The organism is Pseudoxanthomonas sp. 22568 (genome assembly GCF_052044485.1).
GTDB lineage: Bacteria > Pseudomonadota > Gammaproteobacteria > Xanthomonadales > Xanthomonadaceae > Pseudoxanthomonas_A > Pseudoxanthomonas_A beigongshangi.
The window spans coordinates 1-22,540 of record NZ_JBQENC010000011.1; the positions used below are offsets into that span (position 1 = coordinate 1).

Annotated in this window: 20 protein-coding genes; 6 read left to right on the plus strand and 14 right to left on the minus strand. The window is 67.6% G+C overall.

Annotated elements, in window-relative coordinates; all coding sequences use genetic code 11:
- Window positions 1-151 precede the first annotated feature (151 nt).
- Window positions 152-484, plus strand: coding sequence for an EF-hand domain-containing protein (locus ACTJI2_RS14185; protein ID WP_318288036.1), 333 nt, complete (start codon window positions 152-154; stop codon window positions 482-484).
- 31 nt (window positions 485-515) lie between these two features.
- On the opposite strand, the gene ACTJI2_RS14190 is transcribed toward ACTJI2_RS14185, so the two are convergent.
- The 6 genes from ACTJI2_RS14190 to ACTJI2_RS14215 form a co-directional block, all read right to left on the minus strand.
- On the minus strand, window positions 516-1,052 hold the full coding sequence (locus tag ACTJI2_RS14190) for a protoglobin domain-containing protein (protein ID WP_318288035.1): 537 nt from the start codon (window positions 1,050-1,052) through the stop codon (window positions 516-518).
- 12 nt (window positions 1,053-1,064) lie between these two features.
- Window positions 1,065-1,433: a roadblock/LC7 domain-containing protein gene (locus ACTJI2_RS14195; protein ID WP_318288033.1), complete on the minus strand. Its 369-nt coding sequence runs from the start codon at window positions 1,431-1,433 to the stop codon at window positions 1,065-1,067.
- A 44-nt stretch (window positions 1,434-1,477) separates the two neighbouring features.
- A complete protein-coding gene (locus ACTJI2_RS14200; protein WP_192198318.1) occupies window positions 1,478-1,981 on the minus strand; it encodes a GTP-binding protein in 504 nt (167 codons plus the stop codon).
- Window positions 1,978-2,592 (minus strand): DUF4388 domain-containing protein, encoded by a 615-nt coding sequence (locus tag ACTJI2_RS14205; RefSeq protein WP_183639680.1) that lies wholly within the window; start codon window positions 2,590-2,592, stop codon window positions 1,978-1,980. Before ACTJI2_RS14205 ends, ACTJI2_RS14200 begins: the two co-directional genes overlap by 4 nt.
- A gap of 216 nt (window positions 2,593-2,808) precedes the next feature.
- Window positions 2,809-4,470 carry an MFS transporter gene (locus ACTJI2_RS14210; RefSeq protein WP_318288032.1) on the minus strand — a complete coding sequence of 554 codons (1,662 nt, stop codon included), beginning with the start codon at window positions 4,468-4,470 and terminating at the stop codon, window positions 2,809-2,811.
- A 10-nt stretch (window positions 4,471-4,480) separates the two neighbouring features.
- Window positions 4,481-5,863, minus strand: coding sequence for a DcaP family trimeric outer membrane transporter (locus tag ACTJI2_RS14215; RefSeq protein WP_318288031.1), 1,383 nt, complete (start codon window positions 5,861-5,863; stop codon window positions 4,481-4,483).
- A 334-nt stretch (window positions 5,864-6,197) separates the two neighbouring features.
- On the opposite strand from ACTJI2_RS14215, the gene acs reads away from it, so the two are divergent.
- Complete coding sequence (gene acs, locus ACTJI2_RS14220) at window positions 6,198-8,141, plus strand: acetate--CoA ligase (protein WP_192198323.1); 1,944 nt, start codon at window positions 6,198-6,200, stop codon at window positions 8,139-8,141.
- Between the two features lie 212 nt (window positions 8,142-8,353).
- On the opposite strand, the gene ACTJI2_RS14225 is transcribed toward acs, so the two are convergent.
- On the minus strand, window positions 8,354-8,710 hold the full coding sequence (locus tag ACTJI2_RS14225; RefSeq protein ID WP_318288030.1) for an endonuclease domain-containing protein: 357 nt from the start codon (window positions 8,708-8,710) through the stop codon (window positions 8,354-8,356).
- A gap of 191 nt (window positions 8,711-8,901) precedes the next feature.
- On the opposite strand from ACTJI2_RS14225, the gene ACTJI2_RS14230 reads away from it, so the two are divergent.
- Complete coding sequence (locus ACTJI2_RS14230; protein ID WP_183639675.1) at window positions 8,902-9,567, plus strand: response regulator transcription factor; 666 nt, start codon at window positions 8,902-8,904, stop codon at window positions 9,565-9,567.
- A 169-nt stretch (window positions 9,568-9,736) separates the two neighbouring features.
- Here the strand turns inward: ACTJI2_RS14230 and ACTJI2_RS14235 are convergent, their stop codons facing one another.
- Window positions 9,737-11,398 carry a phosphoethanolamine transferase gene (locus tag ACTJI2_RS14235; RefSeq protein ID WP_318288029.1) on the minus strand — a complete coding sequence of 554 codons (1,662 nt, stop codon included), beginning with the start codon at window positions 11,396-11,398 and terminating at the stop codon, window positions 9,737-9,739.
- Window positions 11,395-12,198 carry a phosphatase PAP2 family protein gene (locus tag ACTJI2_RS14240; RefSeq protein WP_225562376.1) on the minus strand — a complete coding sequence of 268 codons (804 nt, stop codon included), beginning with the start codon at window positions 12,196-12,198 and terminating at the stop codon, window positions 11,395-11,397. The genes ACTJI2_RS14235 and ACTJI2_RS14240 overlap by 4 nt, the downstream gene beginning before the upstream one ends.
- Window positions 12,199-12,470: 272 nt before the next feature.
- On the opposite strand from ACTJI2_RS14240, the gene ACTJI2_RS14245 reads away from it, so the two are divergent.
- The 3 genes from ACTJI2_RS14245 (at window position 12,471) to ACTJI2_RS14255 (ending at window position 15,184) form a co-directional block, all read left to right on the plus strand.
- A complete protein-coding gene (locus tag ACTJI2_RS14245; protein ID WP_183639673.1) occupies window positions 12,471-13,166 on the plus strand; it encodes a response regulator transcription factor in 696 nt (231 codons plus the stop codon).
- Window positions 13,156-14,427 (plus strand): sensor histidine kinase, encoded by a 1,272-nt coding sequence (locus ACTJI2_RS14250; RefSeq protein WP_318288028.1) that lies wholly within the window; start codon window positions 13,156-13,158, stop codon window positions 14,425-14,427. Before ACTJI2_RS14245 ends, ACTJI2_RS14250 begins: the two co-directional genes overlap by 11 nt.
- Before the next feature lie 274 nt (window positions 14,428-14,701).
- Entirely contained in the window at window positions 14,702-15,184 is a 483-nt protein-coding gene (locus ACTJI2_RS14255) for a type IV pilin protein (RefSeq protein ID WP_183639671.1), read from the plus strand.
- 32 nt (window positions 15,185-15,216) lie between these two features.
- On the opposite strand, the gene ACTJI2_RS14260 is transcribed toward ACTJI2_RS14255, so the two are convergent.
- From ACTJI2_RS14260 to rpmB, 5 genes are all read right to left on the minus strand, one after another.
- Entirely contained in the window at window positions 15,217-18,669 is a 3,453-nt protein-coding gene (locus ACTJI2_RS14260) for a hybrid sensor histidine kinase/response regulator (RefSeq protein ID WP_318288026.1), read from the minus strand.
- A gap of 123 nt (window positions 18,670-18,792) precedes the next feature.
- Window positions 18,793-20,163 (minus strand): FAD/NAD(P)-binding protein, encoded by a 1,371-nt coding sequence (locus ACTJI2_RS14265; protein WP_318288025.1) that lies wholly within the window; start codon window positions 20,161-20,163, stop codon window positions 18,793-18,795.
- Between the two features lie 133 nt (window positions 20,164-20,296).
- On the minus strand, window positions 20,297-21,706 hold the full coding sequence (gene cls / locus ACTJI2_RS14270) for a cardiolipin synthase (protein ID WP_440842535.1): 1,410 nt from the start codon (window positions 21,704-21,706) through the stop codon (window positions 20,297-20,299).
- Between the two features lie 311 nt (window positions 21,707-22,017).
- Window positions 22,018-22,182, minus strand: a complete 165-nt coding sequence (gene rpmG, locus ACTJI2_RS14275) for a 50S ribosomal protein L33 (RefSeq protein WP_141455049.1) — start codon at window positions 22,180-22,182, stop codon at window positions 22,018-22,020.
- A gap of 13 nt (window positions 22,183-22,195) precedes the next feature.
- Entirely contained in the window at window positions 22,196-22,432 is a 237-nt protein-coding gene (rpmB, locus tag ACTJI2_RS14280; protein WP_056881579.1) for a 50S ribosomal protein L28, read from the minus strand.
- Window positions 22,433-22,540: the final 108 nt, after the last annotated feature.

The window sequence follows — 22,540 nt, forward strand, 5'->3', positions numbered from 1 at the left end:
GGGAGGAACAGCGGGTTTCCGAGCGCTGGAGTCTCTTGGTAGCCCCCTTTTCAAAAGGGGGCGGGCGCCGGAGGCGACGGAGATTTGCGCGGGGTGCGTGGACGAGCGCACACGCTCGGCATCCGGGCAAATCCAGTCCTACAATGCGGGGATGATGCGTCTATTGCCTGCATTGCTGATATCGGCCCTGCCGCTGCTCGCGGTGGGTCAGGTCAACGGCACCAAGGACTATCTGCAGCGCATGGATGCCGATGGCGACGGTCGGGTCAGCCAGGCCGAGTTCCTGGACTGGATGAGCTACGCCTTCGATGCGCGTGACCGCAATCGCGATGGCGTGCTGTCCGGCGACGAGCTGCCGGGCGGCAAGGGGGCCGCCATCACCCGCGCAACCCATCGCGAGCGATTGGCGGCCACCTTCCGCAAACAGGATCGCAGCGGCGACGGTTATCTGGATGCGCGGGAGCTCGCTGCTCCCCCGCAATAGGCCGCGGCCCGATCAATGAAACGCGGCGGCGTCAGCCGCCGGACAACAGCCGGCGAGCCAGGCGTTCGCTGCCGGTCAGCTCGGCCAGATGGTGCAGCTGGTTGTTCTCGTAGGCCTGGTTGAAGGTCGCCACGTCGATGGCCAGGACCTTGCGGAACGCCTGGATCGCCGCCTCGCCCTTGGCCGATGTGATGCGTTCGCCGTGGCGGGCGATCAGGTCCATCATCGCCAGCGGATAGCGGACCGGCAGTCCGATGCGCACGTGCACGTTGCCGATGCCCAGCCGCTTGAGTGCGTAGGCGTCGTCGTATTCACCGCAGAACACCTCCACGAACCAGTTGGCCAGGGTGGTGGCCAGGCGTTCCTTGTCGCCGATGAATTCCCGGGTCGGCTCATGCGACAGCAGGCGCTCGTAGAACTCGGCGACCAGGGTCGGGGCCGCTTCGCGGGCCATCGGCTCCAGCGCCTTCAGCAACGCGCATTCCTCCGCCGACAGGGTGAGCAATTCGCGCAGCTCGCGGACGATGGCTTCGTCCTTGACCGTCCAGCTCTTGCGTTCGTGATTCATGGCGTCTGCTCCTTACAGGATGGCGGTCAACTGGGTGATCACGTCGGCCACTTCCAGTTCGATCAGGCCGACATTGGTGTCCGACGGCGCCACCAGCGCCAGGCAGGCCTTGCTGCCGACCATGTAGATGAAGATGCGGCCATCCGCGGCCACCAGCTTGATGCCGCGCAGCGTTCCGGTGGACAGGGTTTCGGTGATGCGCCGGCCCACGCCCAGGGCGGTGGCGGCCATCGCCGCGACCCGCGCCGAATCGACGCCGGGATCGGTAATCGACTGGCAGACGGGCATGCCGTCGAAGGTGCAAAGGAAGCTGCCCTTCATGCCCGGAATGGCGCGTGTCAGGGCGTCCAGCGTGGCTTGCATCTGTTCTTGCTTGCTCATGATGTGTCCTCGTGAAAACAGGGAAGAAGGCCGCGTGCAGGCGATCAGACGCGCTGCAGCAGCTGGTGGATGGCATGGCGGGCGTGCGCGGCGTCGCGGGGATTGAGCGCAAGCACCTGCTGTTCGGGAACACCGAAGTAGGCGGCGACCTCGGCGGCGGTCCAGCCGTCGGCCGCCAGATCGGTCCGGGTCAGCCCGATGATGAATTCCACCGGCTGGCGGCTGATCACGAACTCCAGGATCCGCCGCGCCTGCGGGAATTCGTTGGGCGCGTCGCAGGGCACCAGCACGATCAGGCCCAGCGCGCCTTCGCTGAGGACGTCCCACATGTAGTCGAAGCGCGACTGCCCGGGCGTGCCGAACAGGTGCAGCACGTAGTCGCCCAGTGCGATCTGGCCGAAGTCCAGTGCGACCGTCGTGTGCGTCTTGCCGATCCGCTCGGTGCTGACTTCCTCCGTGCTGACCACTTCGGTCTGGGACACGGAACGGATGAAGGTGGTCTTGCCGGCGCCGACGGGGCCGGAGATAACGATCTTGAGTGGGGTCATCGGGTGAAGAAGCTGGCGATGCGCTGGCCCAGGGACTGGCGCTGCTTGCGTTGTTCCGGATCGAGCCGATCCACGTATGCCTGCATCGGCCAGACTTTCTTGACCTGACGCAGGCGTTGCAGGTTGCGGCGCGTGCCTTCGAGCGGGAATCCCAGTTGCCGCGAGATCCGTTCGGCGCTGGCGCCCTCGGTGAGCAACGGCACGGCCGCGCCGAGGAACTCGGCCAGATCCGGCGGAAGTTCCACCTGGCGACCCTTGATCACCAGGAACATCGTCTTGGGATGCGGCAGGTCGCGTTCGTCCAGTGGCACCGCGCCGCGGCCTTCCAGCAGTTCGTCCATCCGCAGGAACGAACGCTTCGCCTCCACCGTGGCCAGCGGCTCGAAACGGAACTCGCCGTTCCCCTGCGCGAACATGCGCAGCAGCACTTGTCCTTCGCTGCGCGAGTCGATGGGGCGTTCCACGGTCATCCGGGTGATGCTGGTGCCGGCGATGTCCAGGCGGAGCACCTGGCCATCCCGTTGATCCACGGTGAGCACGCCGTGCTTGCCGACAACCACGGTCAGGATGTCGCGCAGCGAGAAGTCGCTCAGGTTTCCGTGGATGGCCATGGGATGCCTCGATCGCGGGAAAGGCCGGGTCGCCTGACCGATGGCCGGGCGAACGAAGGTTCTGGGGAGAGTCCGGGCAGGATAGGAAGGCGCCACCGCTTGCGAAATCGGAGGATTCCTAAAAGCGCGTGTCGCCGCGCGCACAAAAAAACGCCGGCCACGAGGGCCGGCGTCGGGTTGGCCGGAATGCGTCCGGCCGGCGCGGAGGGAGCGCGCTTACTGGGTGATATCGACGTCCTTGGTTTCGCGCAGGAACAGGATGCCGACAATCAGGGTCAGCACCGCCACGCCGATCGGATACCACAGGCCGTAGTACATGTTGCCGGTGCCGGCGACCAGGGCGAACGAGATGGCCGGCAGGAAGCCGCCGAACCAGCCGTTGCCGATGTGGTACGGCAGCGACATCGAGGTGTAGCGGATGCGGGTGGGGAACAGCTCCACCAGATAGGCCGCGATCGGGCCGTAGACCATGGTCACGTAGATCACCAGCACCCACAGCAGGAACAGCGTCATCGGGATGTTGATGCGTGCCGGGTCCGCCTTCTCCGGATAGCCGGCCGAGGTCAGCGCGGTCTTCAGGCGGGCGCCCAAGTCGGTGCCCTTGGCCTTGGCGTCATCCTTGGACAGCCCGGCCGCTTCGTACGACTCGACTTGATTGCCGCCGACCTCGACGCGGGCCACCGAGCCGGGAGCGGCCGCCTGCACGGTATACGGCACACCCGCCTTGGTCAGCGCCGCGGTGGCGACGTCGCAGGAACTGGTGAACTTGCGCACGCCGGCCGGATCGAACTGGAAGCTGCAGGTGGCCGGGTCCGCCACCACCACCGCCGGCGAGCTCGCGCGGGCTTCCTCGATGCCCGGGTTGGCGAAGTGGGTCAGGCCCTTGAAGATCGGGAAGTAGGTGATCGCCGCCAGCAGGCAGCCGGCCAGGATGATCTTCTTGCGGCCGATGCGGTCGGACAGCCAGCCGAAGAAGATGAAGAACGGCGTGGCCAGGGCCAGTGCGCCGGCGATCAGCAGGTTGGCGGTGGTGCCGTCGACCTTGAGCGCCTGGGTCAGGAAGAACAGCGAGTAGAACTGGCCGCCGTACCACACCACCGCCTGGCCGGCGGTCGCGCCCAGCAGCACCAGCAGCATCAGCTTGAGGTTGCCGCCCTTCAGGCTGTCGCGGAACGGGGTCTTGGAGCCCTTGCCCTCGGACTTCATCTGCTGGAACAACGGCGATTCGCTCAACTGCATGCGGATCCACACCGACACGCCCAGCAGCACGATCGAGACCAGGAACGGAATGCGCCAGCCCCAGGCTTCGAACGCCTCGGTGCCCAGCGACAGGCGGCAGCTGAGGATCACCAGCAGCGACAGGAACAGGCCCAGCGTGGCGGTGGTCTGGATGAAGCTGGTGTACAGGCCGCGCTTGCCGTTGGGGGCGTGCTCGGCCACGTAGGTCGCCGCGCCGCCGTACTCGCCGCCCAGTGCCAGGCCCTGCAACAGGCGCAGGCCGATCAGGATGATCGGGGCGGCCACGCCGATGCTGGCGTAGGTGGGCAGGATGCCGACGATGAAGGTGGACAGGCCCATGATCACGATGGTGACCAGGAACGTGTACTTGCGCCCGATGCGGTCGCCCAGGCTGCCGAAGAACGCCGCGCCGAACGGACGCACCGCGAAGCCGGCGGCGAAGGCCAGCAACGCGAAGATGAAGCCGGTGGTCTCGTTGACGCCGCTGAAGAACTGCTTGGCGATGATCGCCGCCAGTGAACCGTACAGATAGAAGTCGTACCACTCGAAGACGGTACCCAGGCTGGATGCGAAGATGACCTTCTTGTGGCCTTGGCTGAGTTCGCCGGACGGCGAATGCTTGAGCGTGGTTGCGTTCATTCCTCTCCCCTCAGAACGAGTATTTGACGTGGGTGTGCAGGCGCTTCAGGTCGCCCTCGCGGTCATCCTCGAGTGAACGCTGGCCGAAGATGAGTTCCGCGCCGATGTCCAGTTTCGGAAACGGCGAGTAGATGACGTTGGCGTGCATCGACTGGGTGCGCTCGGTGACGCCCCAGCCGGTGAGCGACACGTCGTTGTCGAAATGCGAAGCCGAGTACATCAGGTTGGTACGGACCTTCGGGCTGAACACGTGGCGCCAGGCCACGAAGCCGCCGTAGCCGTCCAGCGCGCTGATGTCGCCGTCGGCCTCGGTGACCACGTCGCTGCCGACGCCGAAGGCCAGGTAGCGGCCGATGCCCTGGCCGGCGTTGACGGCGTAGCGGATGTCGTCGTTCTTGCCCAGGTTGAACTTGCCCGAGACGCTGAGCGCGGCGCCGGTGTCGGTCTCGTCGGCCACCTTGAACTGGCGCAGTAGCGCGGCCACGGTGAAGTGGCCCCAGTCGCCCTTGGTCAGCCAGCGCGCGGTGAAGTCGGGCGCGGCATTGTCTCCGCTGTTGAAGCGCGCGCCGGTCAGGTAGGGCGTGACGGTGGTCTGCGGGTTCTCGATCGAGAACGACCACGGGCCATTGGTGTAGCGCAACTGCGCCTGGCGCACGAAGATGGTGCCGTCGGTCGGGCCGACGAAATCGACCGCGTCCGGCAGCGCGCCGGCGTCCATGAAGTTGGACCAGGTCTGGCCGGCCAGCCAGTTGTTCCAGGTCACGTAGGCGTGGCGCAGGGTGACGGCATAGGTGTTGGTGGCGGTTTCGTTGCCGGCCAGCGCGTTGCTGCCGCCGCCGAAGAAGTCCGCCTCGATGAAACCCTTGAACTTGTCGCCGTTGTCGGTGACGTGGTCGGCGCTGAGCCAGAAGCGCGAGAACTGGGCATGGAAGTCGGCGTAGGGATCGCCGCCATCGGCGTTCGCGCCCGCCACCGGGATCGTGCTGGGCACGTAGAACAGGCGGCCGGAGGAACCATCGGCGATGCGGCCGTCGCTGGTGTCGGTCACCATCGCGTCCATCTTGATGAAGCCGCCGTAGGAGAACGTGGTGCCCGGATTGGCGGCGGTCATGATGGTGGTGCCCTGGATCGGCTGCTTGCCGGCCGGCAGCGCCGGCTTGGCCGCCTGCGCGGCCTGGACCTGGGTCACCTGTTCCTGGGTACTGCTGATCTGGGTCTGCTGTTGCTGCTGCGCCGACAGCAGCAGTTGCACCTGCCGCTCCAGTTCGGCCACGCGGGCCTCCAGCGCCTTTTCCTTCGCCGTCTGGGCGAACGCCAGGCCCGGCGCGATGCAGGCGACGAACAGCGCGGCGGCCAGCGGCCGCCTGGCCATCGTTGCGAAACGTGTGGTCATAACCCCTCCCGGTTTGGACGCATGCCGTGCTCGGCACGTGCCGGGCAGACTTGCGCCGTTGCCTCCGCCGCGCCTATTCGCCATTGGTCGAATGACGCGCGCCGGCCGCCAAAACCCCTTCAAAACGGCTTCCACGCGCGGGTGGGCATGCGGGTGCGCGGCTGGAATTACGACCAAGGTCTAACAGGGTTGCTGCGATGCCGCATGGCCGGATGCGGCAAACTCGGCGCGTCGCCCCTCCCGCGGAGCGTTGCCGGCGCTCGCGGTGTGATGGGCATTCTTGTCAGAATCGCATCCTCAGACTTTTCGTTCCGCTGTCCCCGGGAGGGCCCCCATGAGCGACATCTACCCCATCAAGCCGGACTTCGCCGCCAAGGCGCGCATCGACCGCGCCGCCTACCAGCGCGACTACCAGGCTTCCATCGACCATCCTGAAAAATTCTGGGGACAGGTCGCCGAGCGCCTGGACTGGTTCAAGAAGCCGACCCGGATCAAGGACGTCAGCTACCAGCTGGATGACTTCCACATCCGCTGGTTCGAGGACGGTGAGCTCAACGCCAGCGTCAACTGCCTGGATCGCCAGCTCGCCGCCCGCGGCGACAAGACCGCGCTGCTGTTCGAGCCGGACAGCCCGGACCAGCCGTCGCTGCGGGTCACCTACCGCGAACTGTACGAGCGCACCTGCAAGCTGGCCAACGCGCTGCGCGCGCTGGGGGTGAAGAAGGGCGACCGCGTCACCATCTACCTGCCGATGATTCCGGACGCGGCGGTGGCGATGCTGGCCTGCGCGCGCATCGGCGCGATCCACTCGGTGGTGTTCGGCGGCTTCGCCCCCAATTCCATCGCCGACCGCGTGGCCGACTGCGGCAGCAAGCTGATCATCACCGCCGACGAGGGCCTGCGCGGTGGCAAGAAGGTGCCGTTGAAGGCGAACGTGGACGCCGCGCTCAAGCTGCCCGGCACCAATTCGGTCGAGACCGTGCTGGTGGTGCGCCACACCGGCGGCGCGGTGGACATGCAGATGCCGCGCGACCGCTGGTTCGACGCGGTGGTCGACGAGCAGCCGGCCGAGTGCGAGCCCGAGCGGATGAACGCCGAGGACCCGCTGTTCATCCTCTACACCTCCGGTTCGACCGGCAAGCCCAAGGGCGTGCTGCACACCACCGGTGGCTACCTGCTGTACGCGGCCTACACCCACGAGGCGGTGTTCGACCTGCGCGAGGACGACATCTACTGGTGCACCGCCGACGTGGGCTGGGTGACCGGCCACAGCTACATCGTCTACGGGCCGCTGGCCAACGGCGCCACCTCGGTGATGTTCGAGGGCGTGCCCAACTACCCGAGCGTGTCGCGCTTCTGGGAAGTCATCGACAAGCACCAGGTCACCATCTTCTACACCGCGCCCACCGCGATCCGCGCGCTGATGCGCGAGGGCGAGGCGCCGGTGAAGAAGACCTCGCGCAGCTCGCTGCGCCTGCTCGGCAGCGTCGGCGAGCCGATCAACCCGGAAGCCTGGCGCTGGTACTACGACGTGGTCGGCGACGGCCGCTGCCCGATCGTGGACACCTGGTGGCAGACCGAGACCGGCGGCATCATGATCAGCCCGCTGGCCGGCGCGATCGACCAGAAGCCGGGTTCGGCCACGCTGCCGTTCTTCGGCGTGCGCCCGGCGCTGGTGGACGCCAACGGTGAAATCCTCGACGGCGCCACCGAGGGCAACCTGGTCCTGCTGGATTCCTGGCCGGGCCAGATGCGCACGGTCTACGGCGACCACCAGCGCTTCATCGACACCTATTTCCGCACCTATCCGGGCACCTACTTCACCGGCGACGGCTGCCGCCGCGACGCCGACGGTTACTACTGGATCACCGGCCGCGTCGACGACGTGATCAACGTCAGCGGCCACCGCATCGGCACCGCCGAGGTGGAAAGCGCGCTGGTGCTGCATCCGAAGGTCGCCGAGGCGGCGGTGGTCGGCTTTCCGCACGACATCAAGGGCCAGGGCATCTATGCCTACGTGACCCTGAAGGCCGGCGAGGTGCCCAGCGAGGAACTGCAGAAGGAACTGGTGCTGTGGGTGCGCAAGGAAATCGGCCCCATCGCCGCGCCGGATCACCTGCAATGGGCGCCGGGCCTGCCGAAGACGCGCTCCGGCAAGATCATGCGCCGCATCCTGCGCAAGATCGCCGAGAACGCGCCGGACCAGCTGGGCGACACCTCGACCCTGGCCGATCCGGGCGTGGTCGATTCGCTGGTCGCGGAACGGAAGGTGAAGTGAGCATGGCGGGGGCCCGCAAATCCCCCCCAGCCCCCCTTTTTCAAAGGGGGGAGTACTTGCGGTCGGCGTTCCAGCGGGCTGCCAGCATCGAAGGCACTCCTGGAAGCCGGGTAATGCCGGGAGTCGGAGGCGCCCCGCGTCTCCCTGGCCCACATCGCGGTTTTTCCGAAGGAATCCCCCCTTTGAAAAAGGGGGGCAGGGGGGATTTTCCCTCAGCGTTCGCGGATCACCCGCAGAATCACTTCCAGCACGGCGGTCGTTTCCAGCAGCGCTTGCCGATCATCGAACCGGAGGACGCGCAGCCCCTGGCCCGCCAGGAATGCATCACGGCGTCGATCCCCTGCCAGGCCGTTGGCGGTGAAGTGCTGGCTACCATCCAACTCGATCACCAGATCCGCGGCAGGGCCATAGAAATCGACGACATATCGCCCAAGCGGCTTCTGCCGGTAGAACTGCACGCCATCGAGCTGTTTCCTGCGCAGGTGGAACCACAGCCGCTGCTCGGCGTCGGTCATGTCGCGGCGCAGCCGGCGCGCATGGGGTTTGAGGTAGCGGTGGTAGGGACGCATCCTGAGAGTGAATCCCCCCTGCCCCCCTTTTTCAAAGAGGGGAAAGGCTCGATTCCGCGTAAGGAAAGTCAGCTGCCACCAACAAACTGCACCGGATTACGCACACGGCAACCTCGCAGCACTACCACCGAAGGAATTCCCCCTTTGAAAAAGGGGGGCAGGGGGGATTTGCTCCAACCCGGGAGAACCACATGACCACCCTGCTGATCGCCGACGACCATCCGCTGTTCCGCGAGGCGCTGCGCGCGGCGGTGCAGCGGGTGCTGCCGGGCGTGCGCCTGCACGAGGCCGACAGCGTGGACGCGCTGTATGCGCTGGTGGACGCGCACCCGGATGCGGATTTGCTGCTGATGGACTTGAACATGCCCGGCGCGCAAGGGTTCAGCGCGCTGGTACATGTGCGCGCGCTGCATCCGCAGCTGCCGGTGGTGATCGTGTCCGCGCGCGAGGAGCCGACCGTCATGCGGCGCGCGCTGGATCATGGCGCGCTGGGCTTCATTCCCAAGTCGGCCGATTCGGACACCATCGGCGAGGCCATCGGCACGGTGCTGGACGGTGAACGCTGGGCACCGGTCGAAGCGATGAACGCGCCGGCCATCAGCCGTGACGAACACGAGATCGCACAGCGCCTGCGCGACCTCACCCCGCAGCAGTTTCGGGTATTGCAGATGCTGGGCGTGGGCCGGCTCAACAAGCAGATCGCCTACGACCTGGGCGTGTCCGAAGCCACCATCAAGGCGCACGTCACCGCGATCCTGCGCAAGCTCGGCGTCACCAACCGTACCCAGGCGGTGCTGATGGCCGGTCGTCTTGCGGTGGATCCGGACGGCGTGGTGCCGCCGCCGGAAGAGGATTGACGACCGGCGACGGCGGACCGGCCATCGAATGGGCTGTCTTGATGCGGAACGTTCCGGGGCAGCGGAGCAAGCTCCGCTCTACTCCGCCCTTGTAGAGCCGAGCTTGCTCGGCTGCCTTTGTCGGGAAGCATCGGCCATTCGAGCAAACCGCAGCGGAGCAAGCTCCGCTCTACGTGCGGCAGGCGGCGAAGAGATCCCGATCGCGGTCGTATACGCCGGTGCGCACGTCCAGCAGGCCCAGCACGGACGGAAACAGGTTGTCGTGGCTGGCCGGTTGCGTGGATTCCCGGCGCAGGCAGGCGATGTCCAGGCCGCTGCCGGCCGCGAAACCCGGCGAGAACCACATCACCATCGGCACCCGGGTCTGTTCTTCCGGGGCGATCGCATAGGGCACGCCATGCAGGTAGAGGCCTTTCTCGCCCAGCGATTCGCCGTGATCGGATACGTAGATCATGGCGGTGTCGTAGCGGGGATTGCGGCCCAGCTGGCCGATCAGCTTCGCAAGCACATGATCGGTGTAGCCCAGTGCGTTGTCGTAGGCGTTGACGATGGACGGGCGATCGCATTCGCCCAGATCGACCGATTCGCACACCGGCGTGTAGAGGCGGAACGCGGAGGGATAGCGCTCGAAGTAGTTGGGGCCATGGTTGCCCAATGGGTGCAGCACCACCACGCGATCGCCGCCACCGGCGGGTACGGCGGCGTCCAGGCCACGCAGCAGGATCTCGTCCAGGCAGCGTTTGCCGTTGCACAGGTCGGGATCCTTCGCATCATCCAGCGCCTGCATCGGCAGTCCCTGGCAGACGCCCTTGCAGCCGGACTGGTTGTCGCGCCACAGGGTGCGGATGCCGGCGTACTCCAGCACATGCAGCAGCGATTGGTGATCGCGGATCTTCTTCTGGTCGTAGTCGTGCCGACCGTAGGGTGAAAACATGCAGGGCAGGGAAACTTCGGTGCTGCTGCCGCAGGCGGTGACGGCCGGGAAGTTGATCACGCCCATGCGCGACAGTTCCGGCGTGGTCTGGCGCGAATAGCCGTTCAATCCCCAGTTCTGCGCGCGCGCGGTTTCGCCCACCACCAGCACCAGCAGCCGCGGCTTGCGGCCGGCCGTCTGCGGCAACTGGCGGGCGTCCTGGCCGATCGGCGTCCTGGCGGTACGGCTTCCCGGCGGCGCGGCCGTCAGCACCCGGGCGAGTGAAACCAGGTAGTTCGCCGGCGTCACCAGATAACGCACCTCGCGGCGATTGCGAATCAGCGAGGACAGGTCCTGGTACGACAGCATCGCCGCGCCCGCGAAGGCCACCAGCAGCGCCGCCAGGAATCCGCCGCGCATGATCAGCGCGCGCCGCCACGGCTGTTCGCGCAGCCGCACCCGCCACAGCAGGGCGATCGGCAGGCTGGCGAACAGGATCGGCATCAGCAGGCGCCAGCTCAGCAGTTCGCTGGACTCCTTGCGATCGGTATGCAGGATGTTGCGCAGCATGTCCGAATCCAGGTACACGCCATAGCTGCCCATGTAGTAGGTGGCGATGGCGGTGACCAGGATCAGCCCGGCCAGCAGCGGACGCGCATAGCGGCGATGCACGACCAGTCCGAGCAACAGCGCGTGCACGGCGGTGATGATCACGAACAGCGCCGCGGCGAACTTCCACTGCACCGCCGGCGCGACGATCACGTTGCGCCAGAACTGGCCATTGCTGAAGAGGGTGAAGTAGAGGCTCACCGCCAGCAACAGGGTTTCGCTGGCGGCCACCGGACGCTGGCGCAGCCACGCCGGCGCGGCGGAGCGGACATTGCGGCGCAGACCGGCTTCCAGCGGACTGGCGTTCATGGCTCGCTCCGCGACAACAGGCCGGGAGCCGGCGGCGCTGGCATGACGCGCCGCGCCGCCGGGGACCGTGCCGGCACCAGCAGGCAGGCATGCAGCAGCAGCGCGATCGTCCAGCAGATGGCCAGGGTCCACAGGTCGTGCGAGAGGAAATGGGCACCGCGCAGCTGCTGGGCGAAGCCGAACAGCAGCCCGGCCGCCAGGCCGACGCCCAGACCCAGCCAGCGCAGGCGTGGCGCGGTGGCCAGGAAAAAGAAGTACAGCGCCACCCACGCATAACCGGCGCTGGCGTGGCCGGCGGGAAAGCACGACGCCGTTGGCAACCGCGCCGGCCGCGCGCTGAACAGATCGACGAACGGCCGGCTGCCGCCATAGCGGGCCAGATCCCACGGGCAGTCCATGTCCGTCCACAGCTTCAGCGTGCCGACCGCTGCGGTCGACAACGCGGTGGCCAGCAGCAGGAAGAACAGCGGCCGTCGCCATGCCTTCAGGCGCGGGAAGGAACCACTGGCGATCAGCAGCAGTGCCACGCCGTACCAGCCCAAGGTACTCAACCGCTTGCCCATCACATGGATCAGGTGCTGGGTGACGAAACCCTGCTGCAGCGACCAGCGATGGCCTTCCCAGGCGTACAGCCGATCCGCCAGCCACAGATCGCCGCGCAGCGGGATCAGGATCACCGTTGCCAGCGCGAACACCGCCAGCGGCCAGCCGGCGTGGTGGACGAGGAAGTCGCGATCGAAGGCCGGCGGCGGACGGATCTCGCCAAGCGGCATGGAGGGCTGTGGTGCGGCAAAGGACATCGGATACGTTCATTCCGGCCCCTGCGCCGGTATGAAGGCCATGCTGGTGACGCCGCTGTCGGAGAGTCGTCGGAACCCCGTTCGCGCGTCGTTAACGCGGCAGGCGGCGCAGGGCACGCTTCAGCCGCCGTTGCCATTGCGCGACCGCTTCACCCGTGTCTCCCCGCGCATGGGAGAATCGTCCCGTTCCGACCGGATTCCGACACCGGGAGGTACAGCGTGGCGACCCGCCGGGATGCCCGTGCCGGTCAACGACGAGGACGGAAACCCCGATGCGGCTGCTCGTGATCGAAGACAACCGGAGCCTGGTGGCAAACCTGTTCGACTACTTCGAAGCGCGCGGCCATGCCCTGGATGCCGCGCCGGACGGGGTGACCGGCCTGCACCTGGCCACCACGCAGGCCTACGACGCGATCATCCTGGACTGGATGCTGCCGCGGATGGATGGTCGCGAGGTGCTGCGACGCCTGCGCGAAACGCATGCCGGCGACGCGCCGGTCATCATGCTCACCGCGCGCGACGAACTGCCCGACAAGATCGCGGGCTTCCGCGCCGGCGCCGACGACTACCTGACCAAGCCCTTCGAACTGCCCGAACTGGAGGTGCGGCTGGAAGCGGTGCTGGCGCGCAGTGGCGGGCGCGGTCGCAACCGCCTGCTGCAGGTGGCGGATCTGAAACTGGACCTGTCCACCCTGGAAGCCAGTCGCGCGGGGCAGCCGCTGCACCTGTATCCGGCCTGCCGCAAGCTGCTGGAAGTGCTGATGCAGGCCAGTCCCGGCGCGGTGACCCGGGATCGCCTGGAATACGCGCTGTGGGGTGACAGCCCGCCGGACGGCGACATGCTGCGTTCGCATGTGTACGAGTTGCGCCGCAGCGTCGATGGACCGTTCCCGGTGAAGCTGATCCAGACCTTGCCGCGGGTGGGCTACCGGCTGGCGGCACCGGAGGAGCAGCGCGATGGCGGCTAGGAACAACAGCCTGCGCCGGCGCATCCTCACCTGGCTGCTGGTCTACGTCTCGCTGCTCTCGGTCGCCATCTTCATCGGCGGCCTGATCGTCAACGAGGAGGCCGAGCGCATGGTCTGGAGTTCGCTGCTGCGCGCCGAACTCCATCACTACCAGGATCGCGTGCAGGCCGATCCCGGCTATCGCTGGACCGATACCGACGACATGACGCTCTACCGCTGGAACGACGTGCCGCCGCCGCCCAAAGTATTGCGCGCGCTGCCGCCCGGCCTGCACGACGACCTGTGGGTGGAGGGCAAGCTGCGGGTGGTGATGATCCAGGACCTGCCCGGCGGCCGGGTCGCGCTGGCGCTGGACATCACCGAGTTCGAGGGATTGGAGGAGACCATCAGCAGCGGAATCGTGGTCGGCATGTTCGCCTCGGTGATCCTGCTTGGCCTGCTGCTGGCCTGGGGGCTGGGCCGGGCGATCCGTCCGCTGGGCGTGATGGCCGACGATATCGCGCGCCTGCGGCCCGAACGCGGGCGCCAGCGTATCGGGCTTGAACCCAGCGCCAGCCGCGAACTGCGGGTGATTGCCGATGCCTTCAATGACTACCTGGATCGCAGCGAGCGCTTCGTCGAACGCGAGCGGGCCTTCATCAACAGCGCCAGCCACGAGCTGCGCACGCCCATCGCGGTAATCGGCGGCGCCGCCCGGCTCGCCTCGGATCAGGTGGGCGTGCCGCCGGCCGCGCGCGAACAGATGCAACGCATCGCGCGCAACGTCCGCCAGATCGAGCAGCTGATCTCGCTGCTGCTGATCCTGGCCAAGGACCCCGAGCGCCTGGCCGCGGTCAGCGATGCGGTGGCGTTGGACGAACTGCTGCCGGAAATCGTCGAAGACCATCGCCATCTCACCCACGGCAAGGATCTTGCGTTGCGGTTGGGTCCGCTGTCGGCGGTCCGGGTCACCGCGCCGGTGGCCATTGTCCAGGCCGCGATCGGAAACCTGTTGCGCAACGCCATCGAGAACAGCGATCGCGGCGTGATCGACATCCGCCTGGACGCCGATGCCACCGTGACGATCACCGATCCCGGACACGGCATGAGTCCGGAGGAGATCAGCCGCATCTATGCGCAGTTGGCGCGCGGGGAAGGACGCGACGGCGGCGGCATCGGGCTGGATCTGATCGCGCGCCTGTGCGAACACCTGGGTTGGCAGCTGGACATCGATTCGGCGCCGGAACGCGGCACGGTGGCCCGACTGCGTTTTCGCCGGTAGCGCCATCGCTCCAGGCCGTGCCGCCGAGGATCGCTTTCCGGTGAAATGAAAGCGATCGACATCGCGCGCGTTCGCCGCCCGGAGAGGGAAGCGAATCAGCTGCGCGCGAGGTATGCCTGTCATTCGCGTAACTTTGAACGCGAATGCCTTTTTCCAGCGCGCAGGGCTGGTTAGCATCGGTCGGGCATCATCGCGCCGCCATCGCGGACGGCGCATCGACTGGCGCGTGCTCGACGGGCCATCTCCTTGTCCACCGCATCCCGGAGGCACGCCCATGCGATCCGCCCACATCCGTGTCCTGCATCGATACGTTTTCCACCGACATGATCTCCATCGACGCCGGTACCCGGCGGCAGGATTCAGCCTGCTCGAACTGATGATCGTGGTGGCCATCATCGCCATCCTGGCAAGCATCGCTTTTGGCAGCTATCAACATCACGTCGTCAATACCCGTCGCGCCGCCGCCGCCGCATGCCTGCAGGAACGCACCCAGCGCCTGGAACGCTTCCATACCCTGCATCTTTCCTATCTGGATACGGCGGGCAAGCCTCCCGCCCTCGCGGAGTGCGGCGATGGCCTGGCCCGGCACTACCAGATCAGCCTGTCCGCTGTTTCGGCGCGTGCCTTCACATTGCAGGCGGTGCCGCAGGGAACGCAGGCCAGGGCCGACACCCGCTGCGGCACGCTTGCGATCAACCAGCTGGGTGTCCGCACGGTCAGCGGGACCGCGAATGCGACACCGGGGGAATGCTGGTGACCACCGGCGGCGCGCGCGGGCAGCGGCGGTAGTCAGGCTTCCAGGCGCTGGCGGGCGTCGTGGTGCGCGGCGAGGAAGGCGCGCAGCGACGCCGGCTTGACCGGTTTGGTCAGCAACCGGTAACCGCGTTCGCGGGCGCGCTGTTTCAACTCGTCGCGGCCGTCGGCGGTCAGCAGGGCCCCGGCCATCGGGCCCGCGCTGGCGGCGCGCAGCGCGTCCAGCGTATCCAGGCCGTCCAGCCGATCGTGCAGGTGGTAGTCGACCAGCACCACCGTCGGCGCCGAGGCCATCCGTTCCAGCGCCTCGTCGACCGTGGTGGCGGTGATCACCTCGACCTGCCAGCGGCCCAGCAGCGCGCGCATGCCGTCGAGGATCTCGCGATCGTTGTCCACGCACAGCACCCGCAGGCCGGTGAGCGAATCGGCGGCGAGTCCACGCCGCGGCGTGGACGGACGCGCCGGCGCGCGGGTGGCGCGCGGAACGACGATCGAGAACATGCTGCCGTGATCGACCCGGCTGCGCGCGTCCAGGTGATGCCCGAGCAGGCGCGAGATGCGCTGGCAGATCGACAGGCCCAGGCCGAGTCCGCGCTCGCCCCAGTCGAACGGCTGCTGGTAGCGGTGGAACTCGTCGTAGATCTGCCGCATGTGGTTTTCCGGAATGCCCGGGCCGGTGTCCCAGACCTGCAGCGACACCTTGCCGTCGAGCATGCGCATGCCCAGCACGATCCGGCCCTGGCGGGTATAGCGCAGGGCGTTGGCCAGGAAGTTCTGCAGCACCCGGCGCAGCAGGCGCCGGTCGGTGCGTACCGACAACCCGCGCGGATGCACCCGCAGATCCAGCCCGCGGCCGGCGGCCACCGGCGCGTACTGGGCGGCCAGTTCGCGCAGCAGTTCGCCGGCGTCGAAGTCGCTGATCTCCACCCGCAGGCTGCCCGCGTCCAGCCGCGACACGTCGAGCAGGCCGTCGAGCAACTCTTCGGCGGCGCGCAGCGAGGCATCCACGCGTTCGGCCAGGTGCCGTTGCTCGCCGTCCTGTTCGCCGTCGCGCAGGGCCGAGGCGAACAGGCGCGCGGCGTTGAGCGGCTGCAATACGTCGTGGCTGATGGCGGCGAGGAAGCGGGTCTTGGACTGCTGGGCCGCTTCGGCCGCGCGGCTGCGTTCGGTGACGCGCTGCTCCAGGGTCTCGTTGGCTTCCCGCAGCGCCAACTCGGCGCGCTTGAAGTCGGTGATGTCGTTGTAGCTGGTGACGTAGCCGCCGCCGGGCAGGGCCTGGCCGCGCATCTCGATCACCTGGCCATCGCTGCGCACGCGCTCGAACACGTGCGGCGAGCCTGCCCGCATGTAGGCGATGCGCTTGCCGATCTGCGCGTCGACGTCGCCTTCGCCCAGCTCACCGCGCTCGGCGTTGTAGCGGATCAGGTCGGCGACCGGCCGGCCGACGTACAGCATGCCGTCGGGGTAGCCGAACATCTGCTGGTAGCGCCGGTTCCAGGCGACCAGGCGCATCTCGGGATCGACCACGCTGACGCCGGCGGCGATGTTTTCCAGGGTGGTGGAGAGGATCTCGCGGTTGAAGCGCAGTTCCTGGCCGGCCTCGTCCAGCACCGCGACCACTTCGCCCAGTTCCATGCCCGATCCGCGCAGCACGCTGGTCAGGACAATGCGCGCGGACGCCGCACCGATCGAGGCGGCCAGCAGACGCTCGGTGAATTGCACCCAGGCGCGGTCGGCAGAGGCGCCGGGCTGCATCTCGCGGCCCAACGCCTGGGCCTGTTCCTGGAACGCGCGGCGCGCATGGCGCTCGCCGACCACCCGTTCGGCCAGGGTCTGCAGGTCGCCCACCCGCACGCTGCCGGGCCATTCGCCGGCGACCAGCGCCGGGCGCTGCGCGTACGGATCCAGGAATGGCGCCGCGCGCAGGCGATCGTCCACGCCGGGCCGCCAGCGCGCGGAGATCACCATCATCGCGCCGGTGTTCACCAGCAGTGACCAGAACGTGCCGTGGGTGAGCGGATCCCAGCCGCTCAAACCGAACAGCTGGTGCGGCCGCAGCCAGGCGATGCCGAACGGTCCGGTCGCGATCCATGACGCATCGAAGCCACCGGCCTGGGTCATGGTCGGCAGCAGCAGGGTGTAGATCCAGGTGCCGAAGCCCAGCAGCATGCCCACTTCCACGCCGCGCCGGCTGGCGCCGCGCCAGTACAGGCCGCCGATCAGGCCCGGCGCGAACTGGGCGACCGCCGCGAACGCCATCAGGCCATAGGACGCCAGCGTGCTGTCGTTGCCGCTGCTGCGGTAATAGATGTAGGCGGCGAGCGCCAGCAGCAGGATCGCGAACCGGCGGATCCACAGCACCCGCGAAGCGACGTCGGCTTCGGCGTGATGATCCGCCCAGCCGCGCCGCAGCAGCACCGGCATCACCAGGTCGTTGCTGACCATGGTGGCAAGCGCGATGCTGGCGACGATGACCATGCCGGTGGCGGCGGAGAAACCGCCGACGTAGGCGATCAACGCCAGCGCCTTGCTGCCGTCTGCCAGCGGCAGCGCCAGGATGAAACTGTCATCGGCCACGCCGCTGCCGATGCCGAAGGACGCCACGCCGGCGGCGGCGATCGGCACCACCATCACCGAGATCAGGACCAGGTAGGTGCCGAACAGCCAGCGCGCCCGACGGATGTCGCCGACGTCGCTGCATTCGACCACCGCGACATGGAACTGGCGAGGCAGGCAGACGATCGCGAGGAACCCGAGCAGGGTCTGGGTGACGAATCCGACCGGTGGCGAATTCTCGAACAGCGTGCGTGCGGACTCGGCGACCGGGATGGAGCGGCCCTGCAGCCACAGGTAGGCGAACAGGCCGACCGCGATCATCGCCACCAGCTTGACCATCGACTCCAGCGCGATGGCCAGCATCATGCCGTGATGATGTTCGGTGGCGTCGACCTGGCGGGTGCCGAACAGGGCGGCGAACAGCGCCATCAGCAACGCCACGTACAGCGCGGGATCCGAGAAGAAGCCATGCGCGCTGCCGCCGGGCTGGCCGGTCAGCACGCCCAGGCTCATCGCCACCGCCTTGTACTGCAGCGCCAGGTAGGGAACGACGCCGATCAACGCGATCACCGTCACCAGCGCGGCCAGCCGGCGCGAGCGTCCGTAGCGCGAGGAGATGAAGTCGGCGATCGACACCGTGTTCTCGCTGCGCGCGATCAGTGCCAGCCGTTCGATGATCCGCCAGCCGAACAGCAGCAGCAGCAGCGGACCCAGGTAGATCGGCAGGTAGCCGATGCCGTTGCGCACCGCGCTGCCGACCGCGCCGTAGAAGGTCCAGGACGAGCAGTAGACCGCCAGCGCCAGGCTGTACACCACCGGACGCAGCCACGGCCGATCCGGATACATCGGGCGACGATCACCCCACCATGCCACGCCGAACAGCAGCGCCGCGTAGCTGATGGACACCAGCAGCAGAATCCAGCTCGAAACCAATGCCGCCTCCCGGCGCCCGACATCGGAACCAGCGTAGCAGCGGAGCTGGCTCCGCTCTACAGCGAGGGAGGAAATCCGCCGGGGATGCTGGCGGGTAAACGACGGCCGGCGAGCGCGCCCGCGTCAGCGCGCGAGCAACTGGCGGGCGACCGCTTCGGCCTGGCCCCGCAGTTCAGGAATGGCGGTGCTTTCCCACAGGTTGCCGATCCGCAGGCTGCCCAATACCCACAGGTCGGGCTGGACGCGGCCATCGGCGTCCAGCACCCGCCCGTCGTCGCCGGCGTCGATGCCGATGCCGTGCGGGCCGGTGCGCGCGTGGCCCTCGCCCAGCAGCTCGGTCAGCAGCGGATTGCGCATGGTCGGAACCCGCATCTCGACACCGGTGGCGTTCACCACCCGATCCACTTCCAGCGCCAGCCCGGGCCTGCCACGCACGTTCGCGCCGACCTGCACGCAGCGGCCGACCTGCATCACCGTGTCCAGGCGGCCGCGGTGCATGCGCAGCTGCCCGCGATCGATCAGCGCCTGCAACTGCTCGTGCACGGAAATCGCCACCCGGTGCCGGTGCACGTCCCACAGCCGCACGACGTGGCGCAGGAAACGCCGCTGGTCGGATTCCGACAGGGAACGCCACAGCGCCTGTCCGTGCGGGCGCAGGCGTTCCATCACCGCCTGCCAGGGCAGGCCGGCGGCGGCGGCTTCGCGCACGCGTTCGCGGACGAAGCGCAGGCGCGCGCGCAGGTCCAGCGGCAGCAACCGCGCCGGATCGAAATCGGCCACCGCATGCGGCGCATGCGGCTGCGGCAGCCAGCCATGCCGCGAAAGCACATGGATGGTGCCGCGATGTTCGGTGGCGACGAAGCTCAACACCGCGTCGACCATGCTCAATCCGGAACCGACGATGCACAGCCGGGCATCGCCGGGAACCGCGCGCACCGCGTCGAAATCCCAGGCCGACAGGCTGGCATCGGCGGACAGGCCGCCGGCGCCGCGCGCCGGCAGCGGGCGTGGGCGGTTGCCGACCGCCAGCACCACCGCATCGCAATCGGCCTGCGCGCCATCGGCGAGCCGCAGTCGCCAGCCCGCCTCGTTTCGATCCATCGCCATCACCGGCTGGACGATGTGCACCAGCGTGGCCGGGCTGGCCGCGCGCGCGCGCTCCAGGCGATCGCGCAGGTATTCCCCGTAGCGATGACGCTCGACGAACGTGGGTGCCAACGCGGCGCGTTCCTGCGGATCGGCGCTGAGGAAATCGAGGAAATCGTCCGGCTGATCGCTGAAGCCGCTCATGCGTTGTGCCGGCACGTTGAGCAGGTGTTCCGGATAGGGCGTGGCATAGGCCACGCCACGGGCAAGCGTGGATTGCGGTTCGTAAAGCGCGATGCGCAGCGGCGCGGTCGCCGCGCGCAGCAACTGGATGGCGGTCAGGACGCCGCCGGCGCCTCCCCCGATGATGGCGATGTCATGGGCGAGGCCCGCGGATACGCTGGTCATGGGCCGCATTGTAGTGGATCGATCCGGCGCGCCTCATGCTGGCTTGGCATCAGTGGCGCATGACCGGGCAACGCAAACTTTACAAATACGCGAAAACCGTTGCGCATCAGGCGCTTTCAACATCGACGTTTTGTTACATCAGCGAATCCGCCAGGCGCGCGATGCCATCGCGGCTGCGCCGCCACGCCGGGCGTCGTGCCCAGTCCTCGCCGTGGACGCTGCGGGCATCGCGCAAGTATTCCGATTCGATCCCGCGCAGCCGGGCGACGACCGCGCGGTCATAGCACAGCAGGCCGATTTCCGCGTTGAGCGCGAACGAGCGGATGTCGAGGTTGATCGAACCGACCAGCGCGACTTCGTCGTCCACGCTCATGTGCTTGGCATGCAGGAAGTGCGGCTGGTACAGCGCGATGCGCACGCCGCAGGCCAGCAGTTCCGCGTAGTAGGACTCCTGAGCCCACGCGGTCAGGCGCTGGTTGTTGCGATCGGACAGGATCAGTTGCACCTCCACGCCCGACAGCGCGGCGATGCGCAGCGCGCTGAGGGTGGCGTCGTCGGGCACGAAGTAGGGCGTGGCCAGCACGATGCGGCGCTTGGCCAGGTGGATCAGCGCGTTGACGGCATCGCGTGCGTTCTCGAAGGGATAGGCCGGCCCGCTCGGCAGCAGTTGCATCGCGACCTGGCCCGTGCCGGTGGCGCGAACGGGATCCACGTGCAGGCGCTCGCCGGTTTCCAGGTACCAGTCGCTGGCGAACACCGCGTCGAGCTGGGCGACGATCGGCCCGCGCACGTGGGCGACCAGTTCGCGATTGGGAAAGCCGGGAATGAACATCGGGTCGGCGAGGTTCTGCGAACCGATGAAACCGGTGGCGCCATCGATGACCGCGATCTTGCGGTGGTTGCGCAGATCCATCCGGCCACTGCGACGCCAGCGCAGACCACCGGGAAGCAACTGGTGGACCTGCACGCCGGCCTTGCGCAGGCGTCGCGCGTAGCGGCGCCATCCGCGCTTGGCGCCGACCGCGTCGAGCAGCAGCCTGCATTCCACCCCGCGCCCGGCCGCGCGTTTCAGCGCGGCGGCCACCGCATCGCCGACCGCGTCGTCGAACATCAGGTAATACAGCAGGTGGATGCGCACGCGTGCCCCGTCCATCGTCGTGATCAACGCGCGCAGGGAATCGTCATAGTCGTCCAGCAGTTCGACCGTGTTGCCGCGGATGGGCATGAACGCGCCCTGCCGCTCGACCAGCGGCGCCATCTCCGCGGCGATACCGGCGTCGGGCTGCCAGCGCAGCGCGGCGAGCGGCCGCTGTTCCTCGCGGATTACCTGCGAGGCGCGCGCCTGGCGCTGGACGCGTTCGCGCGACAGCCACGGATGGCCCAGCAGCAGGTAGGCCGGCAGGCCCAGCAGCGGCACGAACCCGACCAGCAGCATCCAGCTGCGCGCCGCCGCCGGCGAAGTGCGGCTGGGAATCCACAGCAGCGCGGCCAGCCGGATCATCCAGTCGAGGATCAGCAGTACGGTTCCCAGCGACCAGTCCATGCGGCGCCTGTGAAGGATGCGATGGCTGATTCTGGCCGCAGTCGGTGCAAACCGGAAGGTGGCGGGGTGTTGCCGGCCAACCGCGCAAATCCCCCGTCGCCCGCTACGCGGGCGCCCGCCCCCTTTTTCAAAGGGGGCTAGCAATCATTGCCGAGTTCAGCTGCCAGAGAATTGCTGTTCCTCCCCCTTTGAAAAAGGGGGACCGAGGGGGATTCGCTCTTCGCTTCATTCCCGAAGCAAACAAAAAGCCCGCCTTGCGGCGGGCTTCGGATGACGCGGATGCGCTCGCCGGGGGCAAGCGCATCACGACATCACTTGATCTTGCCTTCCTTGTAGATCACGTGCTTGCGCACGACCGGGTCGTACTTCTTCATTTCCATCTTGCCCGGGGTGTTCTTCTTGTTCTTGTCCGTCGTGTAGAAGTGGCCGGTGTTGGCCGAGGAGATCAGACGGATCTTGTCACGCTTGGTTGCCATGTTCGATTACTCCTCAGACCTTCTCGCCGCGGGCACGCAGCTCGGCCAGAACGGAGTCGATGCCGTTCTTGTCGATGGTGCGCAGGGCATGCGCGGAAACTTTCAGCTTGATCCAGCGATTTTCGCTGGCGACCCAGAAGCGGCGCTCGTGCAGGTTGGGCAGGAAGCGACGACGGGTCTTGTTGTTGGCGTGCGAGACGTTGTTACCGGTCTGCACACGCTTGCCGGTGACTTGGCATACGCGGGACATACGCACCTCGAAAAAAGTTTGATGCTTCCCTTGGCCAGGGAGGCGGCGGCCCGACGACACGGCCTGCGAACAGACCGGACGACACGCGATGCGGAGGAAAAACCTCGC

Bases quoted from the DNA above. Each gene is read 5' to 3' on its own strand.
- ACTJI2_RS14195 (WP_318288033.1), bottom strand. From the start codon at position 1,433: ATGAGCAAGCAAGAACAGATGCAAGCCACGCTGGACGCCCTGACACGC.
- ACTJI2_RS14190 (WP_318288035.1), bottom strand. From the start codon at position 1,052: ATGAATCACGAACGCAAGAGCTGGACGGTCAAGGACGAAGCCATCGTC.
- ACTJI2_RS14225 (WP_318288030.1), bottom strand. From the start codon at position 8,710: ATGCGTCCCTACCACCGCTACCTCAAACCCCATGCGCGCCGGCTGCGC.
- ACTJI2_RS14200 (WP_192198318.1), bottom strand. From the start codon at position 1,981: ATGACCCCACTCAAGATCGTTATCTCCGGCCCCGTCGGCGCCGGCAAG.
- ACTJI2_RS14210 (WP_318288032.1), bottom strand. From the start codon at position 4,470: ATGAACGCAACCACGCTCAAGCATTCGCCGTCCGGCGAACTCAGCCAA.
- rpmG (WP_141455049.1), bottom strand. From the start codon at position 22,182: ATGGCAACCAAGCGTGACAAGATCCGTCTGATCTCCTCGGCCAACACC.
- cls (WP_440842535.1), bottom strand. From the start codon at position 21,706: ATGGACTGGTCGCTGGGAACCGTACTGCTGATCCTCGACTGGATGATC.
- ACTJI2_RS14245 (WP_183639673.1), top strand. From the start codon at position 12,471: ATGCGGCTGCTCGTGATCGAAGACAACCGGAGCCTGGTGGCAAACCTG.
- ACTJI2_RS14255 (WP_183639671.1), top strand. From the start codon at position 14,702: ATGCGATCCGCCCACATCCGTGTCCTGCATCGATACGTTTTCCACCGA.
- acs (WP_192198323.1), top strand. From the start codon at position 6,198: ATGAGCGACATCTACCCCATCAAGCCGGACTTCGCCGCCAAGGCGCGC.
- ACTJI2_RS14240 (WP_225562376.1), bottom strand. From the start codon at position 12,198: ATGTCCTTTGCCGCACCACAGCCCTCCATGCCGCTTGGCGAGATCCGT.
- rpmB (WP_056881579.1), bottom strand. From the start codon at position 22,432: ATGTCCCGCGTATGCCAAGTCACCGGCAAGCGTGTGCAGACCGGTAAC.
- ACTJI2_RS14205 (WP_183639680.1), bottom strand. From the start codon at position 2,592: ATGGCCATCCACGGAAACCTGAGCGACTTCTCGCTGCGCGACATCCTG.
- ACTJI2_RS14235 (WP_318288029.1), bottom strand. From the start codon at position 11,398: ATGAACGCCAGTCCGCTGGAAGCCGGTCTGCGCCGCAATGTCCGCTCC.
- ACTJI2_RS14265 (WP_318288025.1), bottom strand. From the start codon at position 20,163: ATGACCAGCGTATCCGCGGGCCTCGCCCATGACATCGCCATCATCGGG.
- ACTJI2_RS14215 (WP_318288031.1), bottom strand. From the start codon at position 5,863: ATGACCACACGTTTCGCAACGATGGCCAGGCGGCCGCTGGCCGCCGCG.
- ACTJI2_RS14185 (WP_318288036.1), top strand. From the start codon at position 152: ATGATGCGTCTATTGCCTGCATTGCTGATATCGGCCCTGCCGCTGCTC.
- ACTJI2_RS14250 (WP_318288028.1), top strand. From the start codon at position 13,156: ATGGCGGCTAGGAACAACAGCCTGCGCCGGCGCATCCTCACCTGGCTG.
- ACTJI2_RS14230 (WP_183639675.1), top strand. From the start codon at position 8,902: ATGACCACCCTGCTGATCGCCGACGACCATCCGCTGTTCCGCGAGGCG.